The organism is Psychrobacter sp. Cmf 22.2, assembly GCF_001921745.1.
Taxonomy (GTDB): domain Bacteria; phylum Pseudomonadota; class Gammaproteobacteria; order Pseudomonadales; family Moraxellaceae; genus Psychrobacter.
Genome location: NZ_MRYA01000001.1, coordinates 293114 through 310762, shown reverse-complemented (window position 1 = coordinate 310762; position 17649 = coordinate 293114). Strand labels below are relative to the sequence as shown.

14 protein-coding genes are annotated in these 17649 nt (G+C 42.6%); 1 reads left to right on the top strand and 13 read right to left on the bottom strand.

Annotated features, from left to right (window positions below; genetic code table 11):
* Window positions 1–23: 23 nt before the first annotated feature.
* From BTV98_RS01325 to epmB, 3 genes are all read right to left on the bottom strand, one after another.
* Window positions 24–2108, bottom strand: coding sequence for an EAL domain-containing protein (locus tag BTV98_RS01325; protein WP_058369327.1), 2085 nt, complete (start codon window positions 2106–2108; stop codon window positions 24–26).
* A gap of 109 nt (window positions 2109–2217) precedes the next feature.
* Entirely contained in the window at window positions 2218–4002 is a 1785-nt protein-coding gene (locus BTV98_RS01320) for a hypothetical protein (RefSeq protein WP_058369328.1), read from the bottom strand.
* A 127-nt stretch (window positions 4003–4129) separates the two neighbouring features.
* Window positions 4130–5137, bottom strand: a complete 1008-nt coding sequence (gene epmB / locus BTV98_RS01315) for an EF-P beta-lysylation protein EpmB (RefSeq protein ID WP_058369329.1) — start codon at window positions 5135–5137, stop codon at window positions 4130–4132.
* A 231-nt stretch (window positions 5138–5368) separates the two neighbouring features.
* Between epmB and efp the strand changes: the two genes are divergently transcribed.
* Window positions 5369–5944, top strand: a complete 576-nt coding sequence (gene efp / locus BTV98_RS01310; RefSeq protein WP_058369330.1) for an elongation factor P — start codon at window positions 5369–5371, stop codon at window positions 5942–5944.
* A gap of 109 nt (window positions 5945–6053) precedes the next feature.
* On the opposite strand, the gene BTV98_RS01305 is transcribed toward efp, so the two are convergent.
* The 10 genes from BTV98_RS01305 to BTV98_RS01260 form a co-directional block, all read right to left on the bottom strand.
* Window positions 6054–7823 (bottom strand): GAF domain-containing hybrid sensor histidine kinase/response regulator, encoded by a 1770-nt coding sequence (locus tag BTV98_RS01305; RefSeq protein ID WP_227511774.1) that lies wholly within the window; start codon window positions 7821–7823, stop codon window positions 6054–6056.
* Between the two features lie 31 nt (window positions 7824–7854).
* Window positions 7855–8589 (bottom strand): ThiF family adenylyltransferase, encoded by a 735-nt coding sequence (locus BTV98_RS01300; RefSeq protein ID WP_227511775.1) that lies wholly within the window; start codon window positions 8587–8589, stop codon window positions 7855–7857.
* A gap of 247 nt (window positions 8590–8836) precedes the next feature.
* On the bottom strand, window positions 8837–9862 hold the full coding sequence (locus BTV98_RS01295) for a TatD family hydrolase (protein WP_058369332.1): 1026 nt from the start codon (window positions 9860–9862) through the stop codon (window positions 8837–8839).
* A gap of 209 nt (window positions 9863–10071) precedes the next feature.
* A complete protein-coding gene (locus BTV98_RS01290) occupies window positions 10072–10266 on the bottom strand; it encodes a hypothetical protein (RefSeq protein ID WP_058369333.1) in 195 nt (64 codons plus the stop codon).
* Window positions 10267–10343: 77 nt separating this feature from the next.
* A complete protein-coding gene (gene gspD / locus BTV98_RS01285; RefSeq protein ID WP_058368332.1) occupies window positions 10344–12602 on the bottom strand; it encodes a type II secretion system secretin GspD in 2259 nt (752 codons plus the stop codon).
* 132 nt (window positions 12603–12734) lie between these two features.
* Window positions 12735–13703, bottom strand: coding sequence for a type II secretion system protein N (locus BTV98_RS01280; RefSeq protein WP_058368333.1), 969 nt, complete (start codon window positions 13701–13703; stop codon window positions 12735–12737).
* Window positions 13704–14501 carry a type II secretion system protein N gene (gspN, locus tag BTV98_RS01275; protein ID WP_075102751.1) on the bottom strand — a complete coding sequence of 266 codons (798 nt, stop codon included), beginning with the start codon at window positions 14499–14501 and terminating at the stop codon, window positions 13704–13706. It abuts the gene before it with no gap.
* A 228-nt stretch (window positions 14502–14729) separates the two neighbouring features.
* On the bottom strand, window positions 14730–15053 hold the full coding sequence (locus BTV98_RS01270) for an H-NS family nucleoid-associated regulatory protein (RefSeq protein ID WP_075102750.1): 324 nt from the start codon (window positions 15051–15053) through the stop codon (window positions 14730–14732).
* Window positions 15054–15577: 524 nt separating this feature from the next.
* Complete coding sequence (gene ssb, locus BTV98_RS01265) at window positions 15578–16177, bottom strand: single-stranded DNA-binding protein (protein ID WP_075102749.1); 600 nt, start codon at window positions 16175–16177, stop codon at window positions 15578–15580.
* A gap of 107 nt (window positions 16178–16284) precedes the next feature.
* Entirely contained in the window at window positions 16285–17649 is a 1365-nt protein-coding gene (locus BTV98_RS01260) for an MFS transporter (RefSeq protein WP_075102748.1), read from the bottom strand.

The window sequence follows — 17649 nt, the reverse complement described above, 5'->3', positions numbered from 1 at the left end:
AGTCTCATTGAAGTAAAACTTGCTTAGGCGATATTCATCGTGTTACTTGGCATTTCTAGATAATACCCTTGCAAATAACGCGCACCGACACTCCAAGATACCGACATCGTAGCAGCCTCCTCAATATAGGGCATCAATACATCAATATTAAGCTCATTGGTGCGTACGATTAAAGATTTAATCGCCTCTAAATTATCAGGTTTGCTAATCTCATTTACATAATCATGTGCAAGGCGCGTCATATCAGGCTGTACAAATTCAGCAATCTCAATCGATTTTGCTGAAGTACCAAAATTATGAATACCTATTTGACAACCGACATCGCTTAAAGCAGCAAACTGGGATTTGGCAATGGTAAGATGATTGGCAACATCTTGCTCATTGAACTGAATTGTCAATGCGCCAGATACACCGCCCACCGCCTTGATCAACTGACTGGCTACGCTTGGCAGCTTTTTATCGATCAATGAAGCGCTGGTGAGCTGTATCAATAGACGAGCTTCAGGATGGGTCTTACGCACCTCATTTAACTGTTTGCAGGCATTTATTAATATCCAGCGATCTATTTTTTCACGTAAGTGGTGCGTTTTGGCGACTGTCATAAATTTGTCAGGTGTCAGCACAGTATTATCAGCATCGGCTAACGGTAGACGCAAATAAACTTCAAAGAAGTCACTACGATCTTGGTTGATATCATAGATTGGCTGAAAAAACAGCTCAAAGCGATTGTGCGTGATAGCGCTTACCAAATATTCGGCCAGAGCGCTATCGTCGCTATTTGCATGCTCACTTGGATCATACAAGTGATAAGCGTTACCGTGATTTGCAGTTTCAACTCTGATATGGTTTATCGCGTCAACCGCACGATCAAACAATACTTGTGGTTCAGCAGCATTGGGTTCTATTTTGACGATACCAATACTCACAGTCGTACTGGTTGTGCGTTTATCGACTTCAATGAGCATATCGCTGATATGTTGACGGATACTTTCAGCAAGATCGACCAGCGCTTTAGAGGATAAGTCTTCGATTAACACTGTAAATGCCGTATCACTAAAACGGCTAATGTGTCCCTCTGCTACTGTCTGCTCAAGCATACGAGCCACTTGCTGAATGGTAGTGTCTACGCCCTGCAAGCCTAAGCTACTACTGATTTTACCAATATTATCCAACTGTATATATAATAGTGCTGCATGGGCTTTGCCTTCTACTACCGACTGATGTAGAGCTTCAAAACGCTCTTCAAAGCCGCGACGGTTGTATAGTCCTGTCAAGCTGTCCTGTCGCTCTGCTGCGGCCAAACGCTCAGCAATCTCAGCGCTGTTATTGTTATTTTGCTGAATGATGATCTGAGTAACTGGCTCACCATCTAGCGTAGCGACTGCAAGTTGTAGCTTCGCCTCAAAAGTACTACCGTCCATACGTTTACTGTCAAAGTTAAATTCAACTTGATCACGATTTCCCTTATCAAATTGACGTAAAAACTCCTTAAAACCTTTGACATTATCTTTACCAGCAATGAAATCAATGACTGGCAAACCAATAATCTCGTCCATTGATTCAAAATTAAACAATTTTAAATAGGGTTCATTGGCAAAAATATGAATGCCTTGATCGATATAAGCGACCGCACTTTTAGAGTTTTTAATTAAGATATTAGCGCGCTGCTCGGCCTCAGAGAGTACATGACGTAGGGTGTTAAGCTGTCGTAGGCTACGTAGATTGGCATGTTGTAGGCAGATCGCCATCACCACTTGTATCTCTTTGTCTGCTAGTAGTGCCTTTACCATCACCCCATCGATGACTGCGGGCAAACCGTCATCGTTGCGACCAGTATTAGCCATCTCATCGCTCATCAGACCAATGATTGGGAGATCAAGATTTTGCTCCTGCACGATACCGACCACATCAGTAAAGCTTAAATCGTAGGCGCGCCCAAATACCAAGACGTCCCATTGATGTCGCAGTGTCTTTAACAGCTCTTCTCTGTCATCCAAAAACCCAAGATTGACTTCATCGTAGTAAGCAGATAATAAGCTGACTAAACGCTCAGCATAAAGCTGGTCTTCGTCTATAACTAAGAGATTTAGGATATTTTTGGTACGCATAATGGGCCTTTTTATTCTTATAACCGTCGTTACAGTATACTAGATTACGAGTAGACTTGAGCAATGCTTAATTTTGTATAAAAGTGCTGATTGTAGCAATCTTATTCAATTAAATCTGTATCACTTTATACTGGCTAAACTCTTCACTATTGATTAGACATTGCTGTAAACAGAGTGTTTTTTGTTTATCGTTGAGACGTAGCATGACTTTGTCATTAGATTGAAAATGATAAGAAGGCACTATAATGGTGAACTCCGTTTGTAAGTCCTTATCACCCGCCACCATAAAAGCTGGCATAAAGCTTTGTCCACGATGGTCTCTGATGTCTAAACGCAAAGCACAAGCCGTCAATCCATGACCAAGTACCTGCCATTCAACCTCAATGGGCTTATTATCAAGATTGAGCCAGCGTACCATACCCATTGACCATTTATATTTGCTGTCGTTATGGGGATAATCTAATAAGAACAGACTCATAAGGCTAAGTGGTGGTGGCGCTGTATCAAGCGTATTACTACTGTCTGTATCGACATCTGATATGCCAGCTTTGGACAAACCTGATCGTTGTCCTTTCGTCTCATCAGCTGTCTTTAATAGTGATGCTATTAAATCTTCTGAAGATAACAAATGTAAAGCTCTAAGCTGTGATGATATATCTGTACTGTCAACCACTTCTACCTCAAGCTTACCCTGTAAACCATCCTTTTTGGGCTGCGTATCATAGCGTGGTAGCTGCTCATCTGCTAACTCTTTGACAGCTATCAGATGCCTCAAGCTCTGCGCACCAGCCACCTTGTAATGAATATTATTAAAACCACTAATAACGGTCGCACGCTGTTTTGAATGATACTTGGTTGATATTGCCATTGTTCGCTCAACATAGCGATGATTCATTGCCATCAGTACTTTATTTACCAGCTGATATTCAATCGCAGCATTATTACTATCAACCAACGCCTGCTTGCGCTGCTGTAAGTATGTTAACAATGGTCCAATTTCGATAAACAAACAACGATGGTGCTCTTCATAGGGATTAATGGCGGAGCTGGCAGTAAGATAATCAGGTGGATTGCCACTTTGTAAATCTACAAAGATGCGCGTCTCAGTCTGTGGCTCGATAGTGGCATAGACATAAGTTGCCCATAATGGTAGTAAACGCTGGAGCAATAGCATATTGGAGCGACGCATAGCACGGACATTCAATAAACTACATAAGCAAATCTGTACATATAAATCGTGAATGCTTCGTGCCTGCTTGGCAACTACTTGCATGCTTAAGTCGGTATGTGCCACATTTATTTGGCAAGCTAAGTCGTATAGCTCATTAAATGCGACCCATAAATGCGATGGTGATGACTGGTAGGATATGTTTTGCTCACTCAATAATTTTTGATAAACGGCGAGTGACTGATAAATAGCAGCGGCCAAAATAGGCGGTGATGTTTTAGCTAACGACAAAAAACGCTTCCAACCTCGGCCTGTCGACGGGGTCTTCTGCTCATTTAAAATCAAGCTTTTACGTTGTATGATACTGTCGTAGGCTAATATGGTCGAATAGTATAATGATTTGACTTGAGCCACATATATTAGCTGCGCCTTGCTAAGTGCGCCTAACTCATAATGATAATGCTTGTGCAAAGAGGTAATCAAGCGATCGGATGCACAAGACACAATCATTAAAAGCTTAAGACGCAGTTTATCATCTAAGTCTGCGGTCGTAAGCTCATTGAGCACCTGCTCTATCTGTCCTACTTGCTGAGCCTCAGTTTGTGTTGGTAAGCTTGCAGCCCACTTGCGTAGCTGCTGTTCTTGACCATCCACATATTTACGCGAGGATTGTTTTAATGGTGCCTTACGTGATAGATGTTCCTGAAAATCTGACAACGTCATCATAAGCCCTCTTTAATAAAACATCTATTCTTAAGTGAACAGGCGCTATATTACTTGTATATGTGATGCATTATAAAGCGTTACTAATGTTCAGCAAAACATATTACCACAACTTACTGTGCTGCATACCTCAACTGTCTTTATAAATATTAATTGGCACCTTAAATGGTCGGTTTGGTAACTCTTTTACCAGTTTGGGCACAAGATATCCAGGAAGCCCAGCTAACAACGACCAATATAGATCAATAGCAGACTGCTCATCTTTATCAAAATGAGCGGCCCCCAAAACCTTATCAAGTACATGTAAGTAATAAGGCAAAACGCCCGCTGCAAACAAACGCCGACTGAGGGCAATTTGGGTCTCAACACTGTCATTAATACCCTTTAATAAGACAGCTTGGTTTAATAAAATAATGCCTGCGACCCGTGCACGCTGCAAATACTGCGCCGTATTGGTATCAATCTCATTGGCATGATTGCAATGAACGACCATAACGATGTTACAGCGGCTTTGACTAAAGCGATCTAGCAAAGCATGATCTAGGCGTTCAGGAATCACTAATGGCATGCGTGTATGCAAGCGAATGGTCGTCAGTTGTGATATTGCCTCCAAGGTGTCAAGCCAGCCAAACAAACGCCGATTAGAGACACTTAATGGATCACCGCCACTCAAGATAACCTCATTTACTTCAGGATGCTCCTTAATATAAGAAGCAATCGCTAAATGTTCGGTGGAAGTTGGCATATTGGCATTATAATCAAAGTGCTGACGAAAGCAGTAACGACAGTGGATAGCGCATGCACCAGTGACGGTTAATAGCACTCTAGATTGGTATTTATGTAGTAGCCCCTTAATTGGGTTTTGATCGTTCTCGGCTAATGGATCAGTGACATAACCCGTCACAGCGATTTGTTCTTGGGTGTCTGGTAATACCTGTTTTAATAAAGGGTCATGCACGTCACCGACAGTCATTTTAGCGACAAAGGCACGCGGGACACGTAAAGGGAAATGTGCTGGTATATAAATTTGATTTTTTAATGTTTCAAGATTGAGTATCTCAAGCAACTCATCTACTGATGTAATTGCTTCGGATAATTGCGTTTGCCAGTTTTTTTGTGTGATTAAATGGTTTATCATGACAACCTAATGCGTGTGCCTAAAAACCGACATTATACGCTGTAAATCAGCGCACTATCAAAGCATGCCAAGCAAACATCATGGTTTATACCTATTTACCCTTGCCATCCATAGACTTTGGCTCATATGATGGGTATTTGAGCATCAGTATCATCATGTCAGGTTTGGCGACGCGCTGATAATTAATCAGTAACCTATCAGTATAATTACTACAACCCTTAGGAGTCTCTTGTGGCAAGTTTTTCTACCAATGAATTTAAAGCCGGTTTAAAAGTCATGCTTGATGGCAACCCTTGTGCCATTCTTGAAAACGAGTTTGTCAAACCTGGTAAAGGCCAAGCCTTTAACCGCGTTAGATTGCGCAACCTTCGTAGTGGTAAAGTACTCGAGCAAACGTTTAAATCAGGTGATAGCTTAGAAGCTGCTGACGTATTAGACACTGAAATGAACTATCTATACAACGATGGTGAGTTTTGGCATTTTATGCATCCAGAAAGCTTTGAGCAGTTACAAGCGGACAAATCAGCCGTTGGCGATGCACCAAAGTGGCTTAAAGACAACAGCAACGAGCTTTGTGTGATTACCTTGTTCAATGGTGTGCCGTTATCAGTCACACCGCCAAACTTCGTTGAATTGCAAATTACTGAAACCGATCCTGGTGTACGCGGTGACACCTCAGGTGGCGGCGGTAAACCTGCGACTTTAGAGACGGGTGCGGTCGTACGTGTACCTCTGTTTGTACAGCAAGGTGAAATCGTCCGCGTTGATACGCGCACAGGCGACTATCAAACCCGAGTTAGCCAATAACGTTAGACTCATAAAAAAAGCTCAACCATTGTTACAATGGTTGAGCTTTTTTAGTTGTTGCTATTAGCTACTTACTAGCTATTAGGTCTCCAATACCAGCAACTATCTGTCATGATAACTCCTTCAGGTTTCTGCTATCGTCCTTTTTCTTTGTTGCTTGTTGATGCATGAGCCAGTACTGTACCAGCGCATTGAGTTGTTCTTTTTTAAAAGGTTTGGTGCAGTAGTCTTGCATGCCAACTTTCAGATATTTTTCGCGCTCGCCATCCATAGCATTTGCCGTTAGTGCAATAATTGGTGGTAGTGATGCTGGGTCATAAATCTCATGTAGCTTGATCGTTGCTTGCATCCCATCCATAATCGGCATGTGATGATCCATCAGTATCACATCAAAGCGCTGCGGGTGTGCTGAGAACTGATCTATGGCTTTTTGTCCATCAGTGACATGGGTGACCTTGTGACCGTTATTACATAATGCTTTTTTGGCAATCATGGCGTTAACATTATCATCTTCGACCAACAGTATATGACCAGAATACTGAGAACTGGGCTTAACTTCCATAGTGTTCGAGCGTTGCCAGTCATCATACTTTGCTTGACTGATAGCTCTTAGAGGCAACAATACTTTAAACGTAGTCCCCTCACCCACTACACTGTTTGCCCAAATATGACCGCCCATTAAATTGACCAAAGACTTACAAACAGACAGACCCAGTCCCGTACCACCGTATAAGCGGTGGGTAGATTTGTCTGCTTGATTGTAAGCGTCAAAAATAGCATCTAATGACTCAGGTTTAATGCCAACACCTGTATCTTTGATATCAATACAAACAGTCATATCATGACAGATTATCTCGTCAGTTTTTACGCCCAAACTTTTGCACTCATTCTCCTTACAATGCGGTGCATGAGCGACATCAATACTGACATGCCCACCTTCACGAGTGAACTTAATCGCATTATTGACTAGATTAGCCAAAATCTGTTTTAGTCTTACTGGATCTCCCTGCATATAAGGAGACAGTTTTTCGCTGTAATTATAATCCAGTGTGAGTCCACGCTGACGAGCTTTGACTGCAAATAAATTGACGACTTCATCACATAACAACGATAAGTCCATAGGTATGGCATCAACAGTCATCTTGCCCGACTCAACTTTAGATAAGTCTAGGATGCCATTGATAATTGCAAGCAAATGCTCTGTCGATATTTTTATATTGTCTACATAAACTCTTTGCTCGACATTCAAGTCAGTATCGTCGAGCATCTCAACCATACCAATGATACCGTTCATCGGAGTGCGTATCTCATGGCTCATATTTGCCAAAAACTCAGATTTCATCTGATTGGCATGTTTGGCTCGGCGTTGATTCTTTTGCAACTGCAACGCATCTGCTGCCATCTCAGCGAACTGTATGAGCAGTCTAGCCTTATCATCGTCAAATGTATGATCAGGCTTGGTATCGAACAAACAAAGTGAGCCTAAATGATAGGTCTTATTATCTTCCTTTAGGGTAATCGGTGCCCCTGCATAAAAGCGTAGATGAGGATCCTCTGTCACTAATGGATTATCGACGAAACGCTCATCAAGAGATAGATCTGGTATAGTGAAGACGCTATTAGATAATACCGTGTAATTACAAATCGCCACGCCACGCTTAGTGGTACACAGATCACCAAATCCATGCGGGGATTTTAGATACTGTACATGTTCATCCATAAACGTAATAGCCACCATGGGCACATCAAAGAACAATTTTACAAGCTCAGTCAAACGTGAAAATGCAGGCTCATTACAAGTATTAAGCACGTCGTATTCATGTAGCTTAGCGATACGTAAATGCTCATCTAGCGCTAGCGGATAAGTATGAATCGACAAAACTGTCTCCAATTTAATAGGAAGTAATGGGTCAGACGCCAGCTTGCTTACTCAGCATTTGTAACGCCTCGCTGACCATAATCATTGCCACTACAGAGGTTACCGCAACTGCAGAGCCATAACCCCCGCATTGTAACCCTCCTGCCTGACAGCTTTTGTCTATACGCGGCGGCTCAGTTGAATACACACATCTGATACCGAATTTATCTTTTAGGGCACTATTGATGCCTTTTTCATGGCGCAGTTTGTTACGCAAACGTGCTAGTAACGGATCTTGATAGCTGTCCTTTAAATCGCTGACTGCAATCTGAGAAGGATCTATCTTCCCTCCTGCTCCACCAGCACAAACGAGCTTTAGCTTGTTAAAACGGCAATGTAATGCAATAGCGAGTTTGGCACTCATATCATCCACACAGTCTAAAATAACAATCGGCTTTCGCTCAGCTGCGGCAGCTTTTGCCTCACTACGACTGGGTAGTAGTGTAGCGACATTCTCAGCAGTCAAAAAGTCATCTACCAAGTGCAGATTAAGTTTTGGGTTAATCTCTTGCAAACGCGCGCCTAGCGCTGCTATCTTGCTCTGCCCAAACGTACTATCAAGCGCAGGTAGCTGCCGATTGACATTGGAGGCTACCAATACATCTAAGTCGATTAGCGTAATATTGCCTACTGCAGTACGTGCTAATGCTTCAGCAGCCCAAGAGCCTACGCCACCTACCCCAATAACGTAAACATGCGCTGCAGCAAAGACATCAAATGCTGCCATACCGTATAATGTCTGCGTTCCTTGAAAGCGCCGCTCGTATTGTGAATTCGCATCGGCGGTATCGCTTACTGTATGAGTTGTTGCATTTAATGTGCCATGTTCTAAAGTTGACTCAATAATAACCGACTGAAGCTTAGTTTTTGTAGATTGTGATTGTTGATTCATAATGACTAACAAGCTCTTATAATTGATAACACTAGGGTTAATAGTCTTTTAAAAATGCTGATGTTTTATAATTACTAATGCTTTATGTAGGGCAAAGCCAAGAAGTTTGCAAGGCATTGCAACTATTTTGCCACAGTTGAGGTGCGAGCACTTTTGGCTCCACTTCAAGCAACTCACTAAGTCCTTTTAACACCCAAGGTAGATTGGCAGGTACATTACGATTGTGTCCATCTGTACTTTGCCATTCGTTATCTGGACTTTGTCCCGTTGCTGATTGATTGGCTGATTGACTATCTAATTGGCTGGTTGATTGATTGTCTACTGCTTTTTTGCACATAATAGGCATCATATCAGGACAATCAGTCTCTAAGACCAAACACTCTATGCCGTAACTGTCAACGGCAGCTTTGATAGCACGGCGTAGCTTTTTAGCGTTATGATTGGTGATTTGTCCGGTCACACCAAGCTTAAAGCCTAGTTTGACAAAGGCTTTGGCTTCTTGCTCGCCGCCACTAAAGCTATGGGCAATACCACCAAGTTTATGCGCATCATAGCTATGTGCCTTTAATAACGCCAATGCCTCTGCATGAGCCTTACGAATGTGCAGCATGACAGGAAGCTTATGTCGCACAGCAATGTCCAGTTGCGCTTTAAAAAAACGCTCTTGTTTAGCAAAAACCTCAGGTTGCTTCATAGCATCAGTATAAGTATCCAACCCTATCTCACCAATTGCCAGTGGGCGCTGCTCTTGTACCATTTGCGCCATACTAGATAGATGCGCGTCGGTATGGTGTTCAATATAAAAAGGATGTAAACCAAGCGCAATGTGGGCTACAGGATACACATCTCTACGATCAGTTCTATCCTTATCCTTAGATAGATGCATCTGCTCGATTGCCTGCTGCGTCTCATAGAGCCTAGAAAAATATCGCTGTAAATAACCAACCAATACCAAATGCCGAACACCCTGCGCATAAGCCTGCTGCGCCTGTGATTGTCTATCGTTATCAAAGACTGGCGCATCAAAATGAGTATGTGTATCAATCAGGGGATAAATGGCAGGTAGTGGGGTATGGTTTAGCGCTGAATGAGAATCTGTATGAATCATAATCCGCCTTTATCGTTGATTTTAATAGTCGGTTAGTAAGTGCTAAATAAGCAGTTAGATGATTATGAGGATAGAGTATTTTAATTTTTAAATGTTTAGCAACTCTGTATCTATGTATTGATACCGAGTTATTAAGTAGCTAAGATTTTTTGTATTGATTCTACTGTATGGAGTTTAGTGCGCCAGTATAAAAGCTGTTTCTTAACAGTTTATTTATTCTTGTCACAATTTTGATGTTGCAGGTCTGTCTGCTGAGGACTGGTAGTTTTCGAGTTGTCTTTTTTTGAAGTGCCTTTTTCTGATAAGTTTTTAGTGTGTGAATTTTGCTGCCAGCTGCTACGTCTTGGTAGCAGCAATAGGGCCATGCCAACAATACTTAATGTTAGCCATTTTTGTTTATTCATCGTCTTTGCTCCCGCCTTTGTTATGATTCCCCATCATAGTTTAAAAAAGCCGAAAAACGAGCTTAAACGGCTATATTTTAACGCTTTAACGGATATGTCGTAATGCCTGCATTTGTGTCATCTACCTTAGTAAACCCTTGCGCTGTCGGTTTTGACTTTTGATCGCGCTTAGGTACAAGCGGGTTCAATGGCATCAACTCATAATCAGCATCAACCTTACCATCCCAGCCCTCAGTACCGCTAAGAGGTAGCTGTTTGATCGTTCCATTCTTATCGATGACCAACTGTAGTACGCGCATTTGATTGTATTTACGCTCAGTGACACTAGCGACCGCTCCGCCATCACGCAAAATAGTCGGTTGTAAAAATATAATTAAGTTACTCTTTTGAGTGCTATCACTATCAGAGCGAAATAATCGTCCGATAATAGGTACATTACCTAGACCCGGGACTTTTTGTTGATTGCTGGTCGTGTTGTCACGCATCAAACCACCAAGCGCGATGGTCTGTTGATCATCCGCTAGAATAGTAGTATTGATTAAGCTTTTATTGGTAATCAATCCACTAGCGTTACCAACACTACTAGGTACGACCGAGGAGACCTCTTGCGAGACCTCCAAACGTACCGTGCCGTTGTCACCAATGTGTGGAATAACATTGAGATTGATACCGATGTCTTGACGATCAATAGTTTGGAATGGATTTTCAGATGAGTTGCCACTAGTGGTATAAGATCCCGTTACAAATGGTACGTTTTGGCCCACCAAAATGCTGGCCTTCTCATTGTCCAAAGTCAAAATAGAGGGCATAGATAACAAGTTCGCGCTAGTAGAGGAATCTAACGCTTGCAAGATAGCGCCATAAAACTGTGTATTACCATTACTGTCTGTACTACTATCCCCAATACCAAGTAACGCGCCGGCAATAGAGCCTGCCGCAGAGCTAATGCCTGATGCGCCTCCAGACAATACTGCGCCTGCTAATGATGCAGCGCTGGCACCAACGTTATTGAAATTCACTACTCCATAGCCACTGTTTGCATTGCCAAGTGCCCATTGTACACCGAGTTGGGCGGCATCATCGCCTGAGACCTCAACGATAGCAGCTTGAATAAGTACTTGCGCACGGCGATTATCCAACTGATTAACAGCTGATTCAATCTCAAACATAAGCTCGGGATCTGCATTGACAATAACTGAGTTTTGCGTTTCATCAGCGATAATGCTAAATTGCCGACCACCGTTGCTCGCGCCTGCCCCGCCTGAGCTGCTCGCAGAATCTGAGGTCAAGTTATTACTGCCAGTGGAGCCATTATTATTGAGTGTATCGTTGGTATTACTCCCCAATGCACTACCTGTACTGCTGGCACTATTTAGTGAAGCTGACTCTAAAGTCGATGTCGCTCCCGTACTATTAATAGACTGGTTGGCAAGTAAGCCGCGTAACATCTCGGCGATATGACCAGCACTTGCATATTTTAAGCGAAAGACTCGCAAGCCGCTTAAGCGACGCGAAGGCGTTGTATCAAGCTGATTGACCATTTCTTGCACTTTAGCAATCATTTCAGGACTGCCCTTAACCAGCAGTCTATCACTAGAAGTATCAGCGATCACTTTGAGCTGATTGCCGCCTCCTTGTGCCTGACCTCCTGTATTTAAAACTAAAGCACTGATAAGATCCATCATACGCTCAGCGTCTACATGGCGCAGTGGTATGACTTGCAAACTATCATTTACATTGTTATCCAAATCGCGAATTAGGGTAGTTAATTGATTTAAGCTGTCAGCGCGATCTGACAATACCAGCGCATTGACTCCAGGCACAGCAGCAGCATGGGCAGATTGCGGCATTAGCGGCCGAATAACGCCCAGTACTTCTGCTGCTTGTGTATTGGTCAAATAAATAACGCGAGTTGCCAAGGCTTCACCCACACTATCCCCTCGCAGATCGACTTCGACACCCGACTGCTTTGCGACGTTATCAGGAACGAGCTTAATCGTCGTTCCTGAATCGATCGCTGCAATGCCATTGACCTGCATGACACTCAAAAACAGCTGATAAATCTCATCACGAGACAAGGCTTTATTAGATATTACGGTGACATTGCCATTGATGCGCGGATCAAGGACAAAGTTTTGATCGGTAATCGTTGCCACTTCGTTAATAAAGGCTTTAATGTCTGCATCTTGCAGGTTTACCTTCCAGCTTTCGGCACTGGCAAACCCAAACGTTGCAGCCCATAACGGCAGTGCTAAACACAATGGCCGACATATATACAGCAGACGCTGCAATGAATGGCGTAGAGGCGTTACTGAAAATTTATAAAAACTTATCATGGTTATAATTACCCATTGTGATATCACTCAGTGTAAACTGAAACGTTGCTAAGATAGCGCTAACAATATTGTTATATGGTCAAGATAGTAGTGGTTTGATCAAACAGCGTTATTTAAACACAATTAGATCTTTTAGAACTGCTGACGAATCGTAATCACTTGCTCTCCACGTTTTACTTCAATCTGAGCTTCACCTGATTGCTGTACTTGCTTCAACAAACCAGCGTCTTGTGTAGGATCGCTACCGATGTTTTGGCCATTTACCTTAAGTACTCGATCGCCCGGCTCGAGCCCCAGTCGATTGCGTATTCCGGCTGGCATTGCAGCGGTGACTTGATAACCTTCACCAGCAGCCATAACTCCCATACGACTCAAATAACTGGCTGGACTGTCTTGTAATGCAGTGACAGCTTCATCAATGGTAGAGCTTGAGTTGCCTGTTCCATTGTTATTATTCGTAGAGTCACTGTCTGTAGAGTCGATGTCAGAGCCATCATTGGAGCTAGTAGCCGCATTGACAACATTGTCATTAGACATGGCATTAGGTAATGGCATTGGTTGCAAATCATCAACTGGTTCATTACTTGGCAAGCGCTGATTGCTCACATTCCCTGCTGCCATATCGCTTTGATCAAGTGGCATAGAGTCCGCCATGCTAATGACTGTCTCCCTACCACTAGCATCAGCGATAACGACAGCGTTCCAATCGACAGCAACCAGCACGTAGCCACTATCTTGTAAGCTCTCATTGATACGGTAGTTTTTGACTTCACCCTCTACATCTAACAATGCTGATGACAGACTCTCTGGTATCGCCAATAGCACCCCTTTTAAATTTACATTAGGTGGCGGCTTTGGAGCTGCAGTTACCGGTTCGGGATCGGCGAATATCGCAAACAAACTACTGGTGTCCGCATTAGATGCGGGATTACTCTGCAATGTCTGCATTTGCAGTGCAGGTGCTGTCGGCGGCGCTAGTATAAGCCACAATAAACGTGCGATTGTCCAAGCCAACCAGCCAGTCGCTAATAATAACAACCATACTGAGAACCTATTTAGGTTGTCTATCACTGGTTTTAGGCGTGCTGGAATACTCGTCATTTAACGCGCCCCTAAGCCTGTCAGCAGTGGTTGGCGAACACTTACTACCGGTGTGTCTTTCGGTGCTTGACCTTGATATTCGGGCATATTTTCTAACAATCGCTGCGTTAAGCTGACATCTAGCATGTTATCACCATCAAGATATAAATCACCCAAACGCTTATCTTGTTTGTCTAATAAATTGATATGCAGCAAGTTTTTATCGTTTTTTTGTTCTGTATTTAACTCAGCACGGGTCGCTGGCATCGTGATATAAAACACTTTGCCCCCACTTGGATAACCAACTTCACCGCCCACCCATGTGAGCTGACCATCTGCTGTCGTAAAGCCAGTCACTTTTGAGCCTGATTGGCGTTGCAATGAGACGGCATTTACTTGAACAGGTGTATTTGGCAGTTGCCAATCAACCACACTAGATAGCGTGTCAGAAGCGATTTTACCGCTCATATCATCAACCTGCCAAGAATTTCGTCCTATATTGACTTGCCCATCAAGACGGGTTTGCCCGGTAGTAATTTTGACATTAGCGCCTATCTTACCCAATAACAATTGCCATGGCTGCCAAGACCATTCGGCCGATCCCGTCAATGGAACAGTCGCTACTGGTAACTGCCAGATTGCTGAACCTTGCCACAGATTACCTGAGACATGTTGTATATAGATCGAGTCAGGTGCGTACTTCTCAACGACCCAAGATGCTGGCATTTGCAATAACGCAAACAGAGCAAAAAAAACAAATCCAACCAGCCACCACAGCTTACGGGGACGCTTATGAGACGAAGCAGATGCTTTGGACACAGTTAGATTACTCTTCTTGGAGGTAAAAATGATATTATGATAACAAACTATTACCTATAGATGACAGCAAAAAAACCAGTATCTTCAAACAAAGATACTGGTTTTTAGAATCTAATCAAATGAACGTATTATCGCTTTATTATATAACTCGTTTATAAATAGCTCGTACAATTAATGCAATATAATAACTACATCTACTATAAATACGTCGTTATATTAGAGCGAATTTTATACAGCAAAATCTTCTAGATCACGACCTGCTGCTAGTGCATCCACCAACCATGTGGGCTTACGACCACGGCCAGTCCAAGTTTCTTGATGGTTATCAGTATTGCGATATTTAATACTGCGTTTTTTTTCTAGCTTTTCACCAGCCTTCAAAATCTCTTCAATCGTACTATTACTGTCTTCTGCAATTTTTTCGAACTGCATATATGCATCATATAGACGCTGATGCTGTTTTTTGGCGATAAGTTGTTGTGCGTTCTCTGTAATAGCACGTAACTCATCTACATTTAGATTATCTAAATCAATTGGATTATTCTTATTCATAACAACCTCAGTCTTAAAAATAGAGATAAGCTCAATATGGTTTTGCAACTTATTAAGCAAAGGATAGGTAACCAGCAGTACTGCTTTATAACTATTAATAACTTTTGAAATTAATAATCAAACCAGACTTAATACAAATCGATTTGATTTATTATATAATTTTCAATGTCTAATTAGCTAGCTATAGTAACTGTGCGAGATTAACATAGTTTCATTATTTAATGAACAACTAAATATCAATAATAATGTTCAAATTTTTTAATAGTAGAGTGTGTTGTTGATATTAAAATCATACCTTTTATAAAAAGCAGCTAAATGATATATAAGACAGTAATTTTATAGACATAAGTTTATTATAAGAATTCGTCAATTTGATAGTTCTCCTTTAGTGACACTATGTTCTTTTAAAATTGGATCATCTACATAAAAAATTACGCCATAAAAAAGAGCCCATAAATATAGGCTCTTTTGTTTTGAATTTATATACTCTTTAATACGCTTTACAGATAAGCCTTAGAAGTATCCTAGAACGGAATATCATCATCGACAGGACCATCTGGCATCGCTGTAGGCTTTTGAGTTGGCGCTTGATTAGGCTGATTAAATTGGTTTTGCTGAGGGGCACTTTGGTTGTTATAAGTGTTTTGATTGTTATAATCACCTTGGTTGCCGCCCTGCGCCATACCTTGAGCTGCTACGCCACCAGCTTGGTTGTACCCACCTTGCTGACCAAAGCTGTTTTGACCGCCTTGATTGCCATAGCCTCCACCTTGGCTTTGACCACCACCGGCTGCACTATCTAGCATCTGCATTTGCTCAGCACGAATCTCGGTAATATAACGATCTTGGCCATTTTGATCTTGATATTTACGCGTACGCAAACTGCCTTCGATATATACTTTGCTGCCTTTACGAAGGTACTGCGCGGCAATCTCTCCTAGACGATTAAACAATGCAATACGGTGCCATTCTGTCGCTTCTCTTTTTTCACCGCTTTGTTTGTCTGTCCATTGCTCTGACGTTGCGACCGAAATATTGGTCACACTACCGCCGTTATTAAATTGACGTGCCTCAGGGTCTGCTCCAAGGTTACCGATAATGATAACTTTATTAACTCCGCGCATGATATCGTCCTTTTACTTATGAATAATTTAATAGATCGTGTGAACTGTCATTTATTGAAACCAATTCATACTATCAGTAATTTAATTTTACTTTAACCAATTTTTGTTTAAATATCTAGGGGGCTTTGTGCCAAATGCGACAACGCTTGTCGTGAAGAATCTGTCAGTTGGGTTTTGTCAAGTTTAAGATACGCTACTTGCTCCTTTGCCATGACCACCAGCTCATCGACGCCATCTACCGCCAACATCTGCCGTGACCAATCTTGTATATCAATATTTTTGGGAATAGTGACGGTAGTACTCGACAAATAAGGCGGCTGCGCAATTGGAATAATGATCAGTAGCGCGACGCCCATAATCAGTGCCAGTATGCCCCACGCTAGCAAATTTGGCTGCGTCAACAGTAAGCCACCCATCGCCCCGCCAACAAATGCCCCAAAAAACTGACTGGACGAATTAAGCCCCATGGCCGTCGCTTTATTTGCCACTGGCGCGCGTTTGGATATCCAAGAAGGAATTGTCGCTTCGAGTAAGTTAAAACCCATAAAGTATAAGAGCAACCCCAAGATAATTCCGACACCCACTTGACTACCCAGCGCCAGTAACGCAAGGGCAGCGGTCATCAGACCAATTGCACCCAAAAACACCTGACGCATTTTGCGTTTCTTCTCAGCGATGATAATAAAGGGTATCGCCACCGCAAAGCCGATAAATAATAGTGGCAAATACACCAAGCCCTGCTGACGTACCGATAGACCCAATACGTCAGAAAGCTGGTGCGGTAAAATCACAAATATCGCCGTCATGGTCAGGTGTAGCGCAAAAATACTGATATGCAAACGGTTTAAATCGCCAATTCTTAGCACGCTTGCCAACTGCTGACCAATCGATTTATTGTCTAAATTATGCTTGAGCACACGTAGCGGCGTGGGTACGACAAAAAGTAGCAGCATCGCCAAAACAGCAAATCCTGATGTCAGCCAAAACAGACCTGAAATACCAAGCGAACCCACCAGCAGTGGGCCAAAGGCAAAAGCTAGCATAATGGAGGTGGCAATAGTCAGCCCCATAGTTGCCATCGCTTTGGTACGCATCTCCTCGCGCGTTACATCAGCGAGTAACGCCATGAGTACCGCCGACACCGCACCGCTCCCTGCCAGCGCCCGACCGATGATGACCTCATAAATATCGGTCGCATTGGCCGCGATGATACCGCCCAAAGCAAACAATATCAGACCCAAAAAGATAATCGGTTTACGCGGAAATTTATCAGCGGCAAGGCTCATCGGTATCTGAAAAATCGCCTGACCCAGCCCATAAATACCAACAGCCAAACCAATCAAAAACGGTGTGGCATGCGCATAACTGTCACCATATACAGAAAATACAGGCACAATCATAAACAGACCAATCATACGCAGGGCAAAGATGCCGCCGACCCCGAGGATTGCCCGTTTTTCTACGCTATTCAT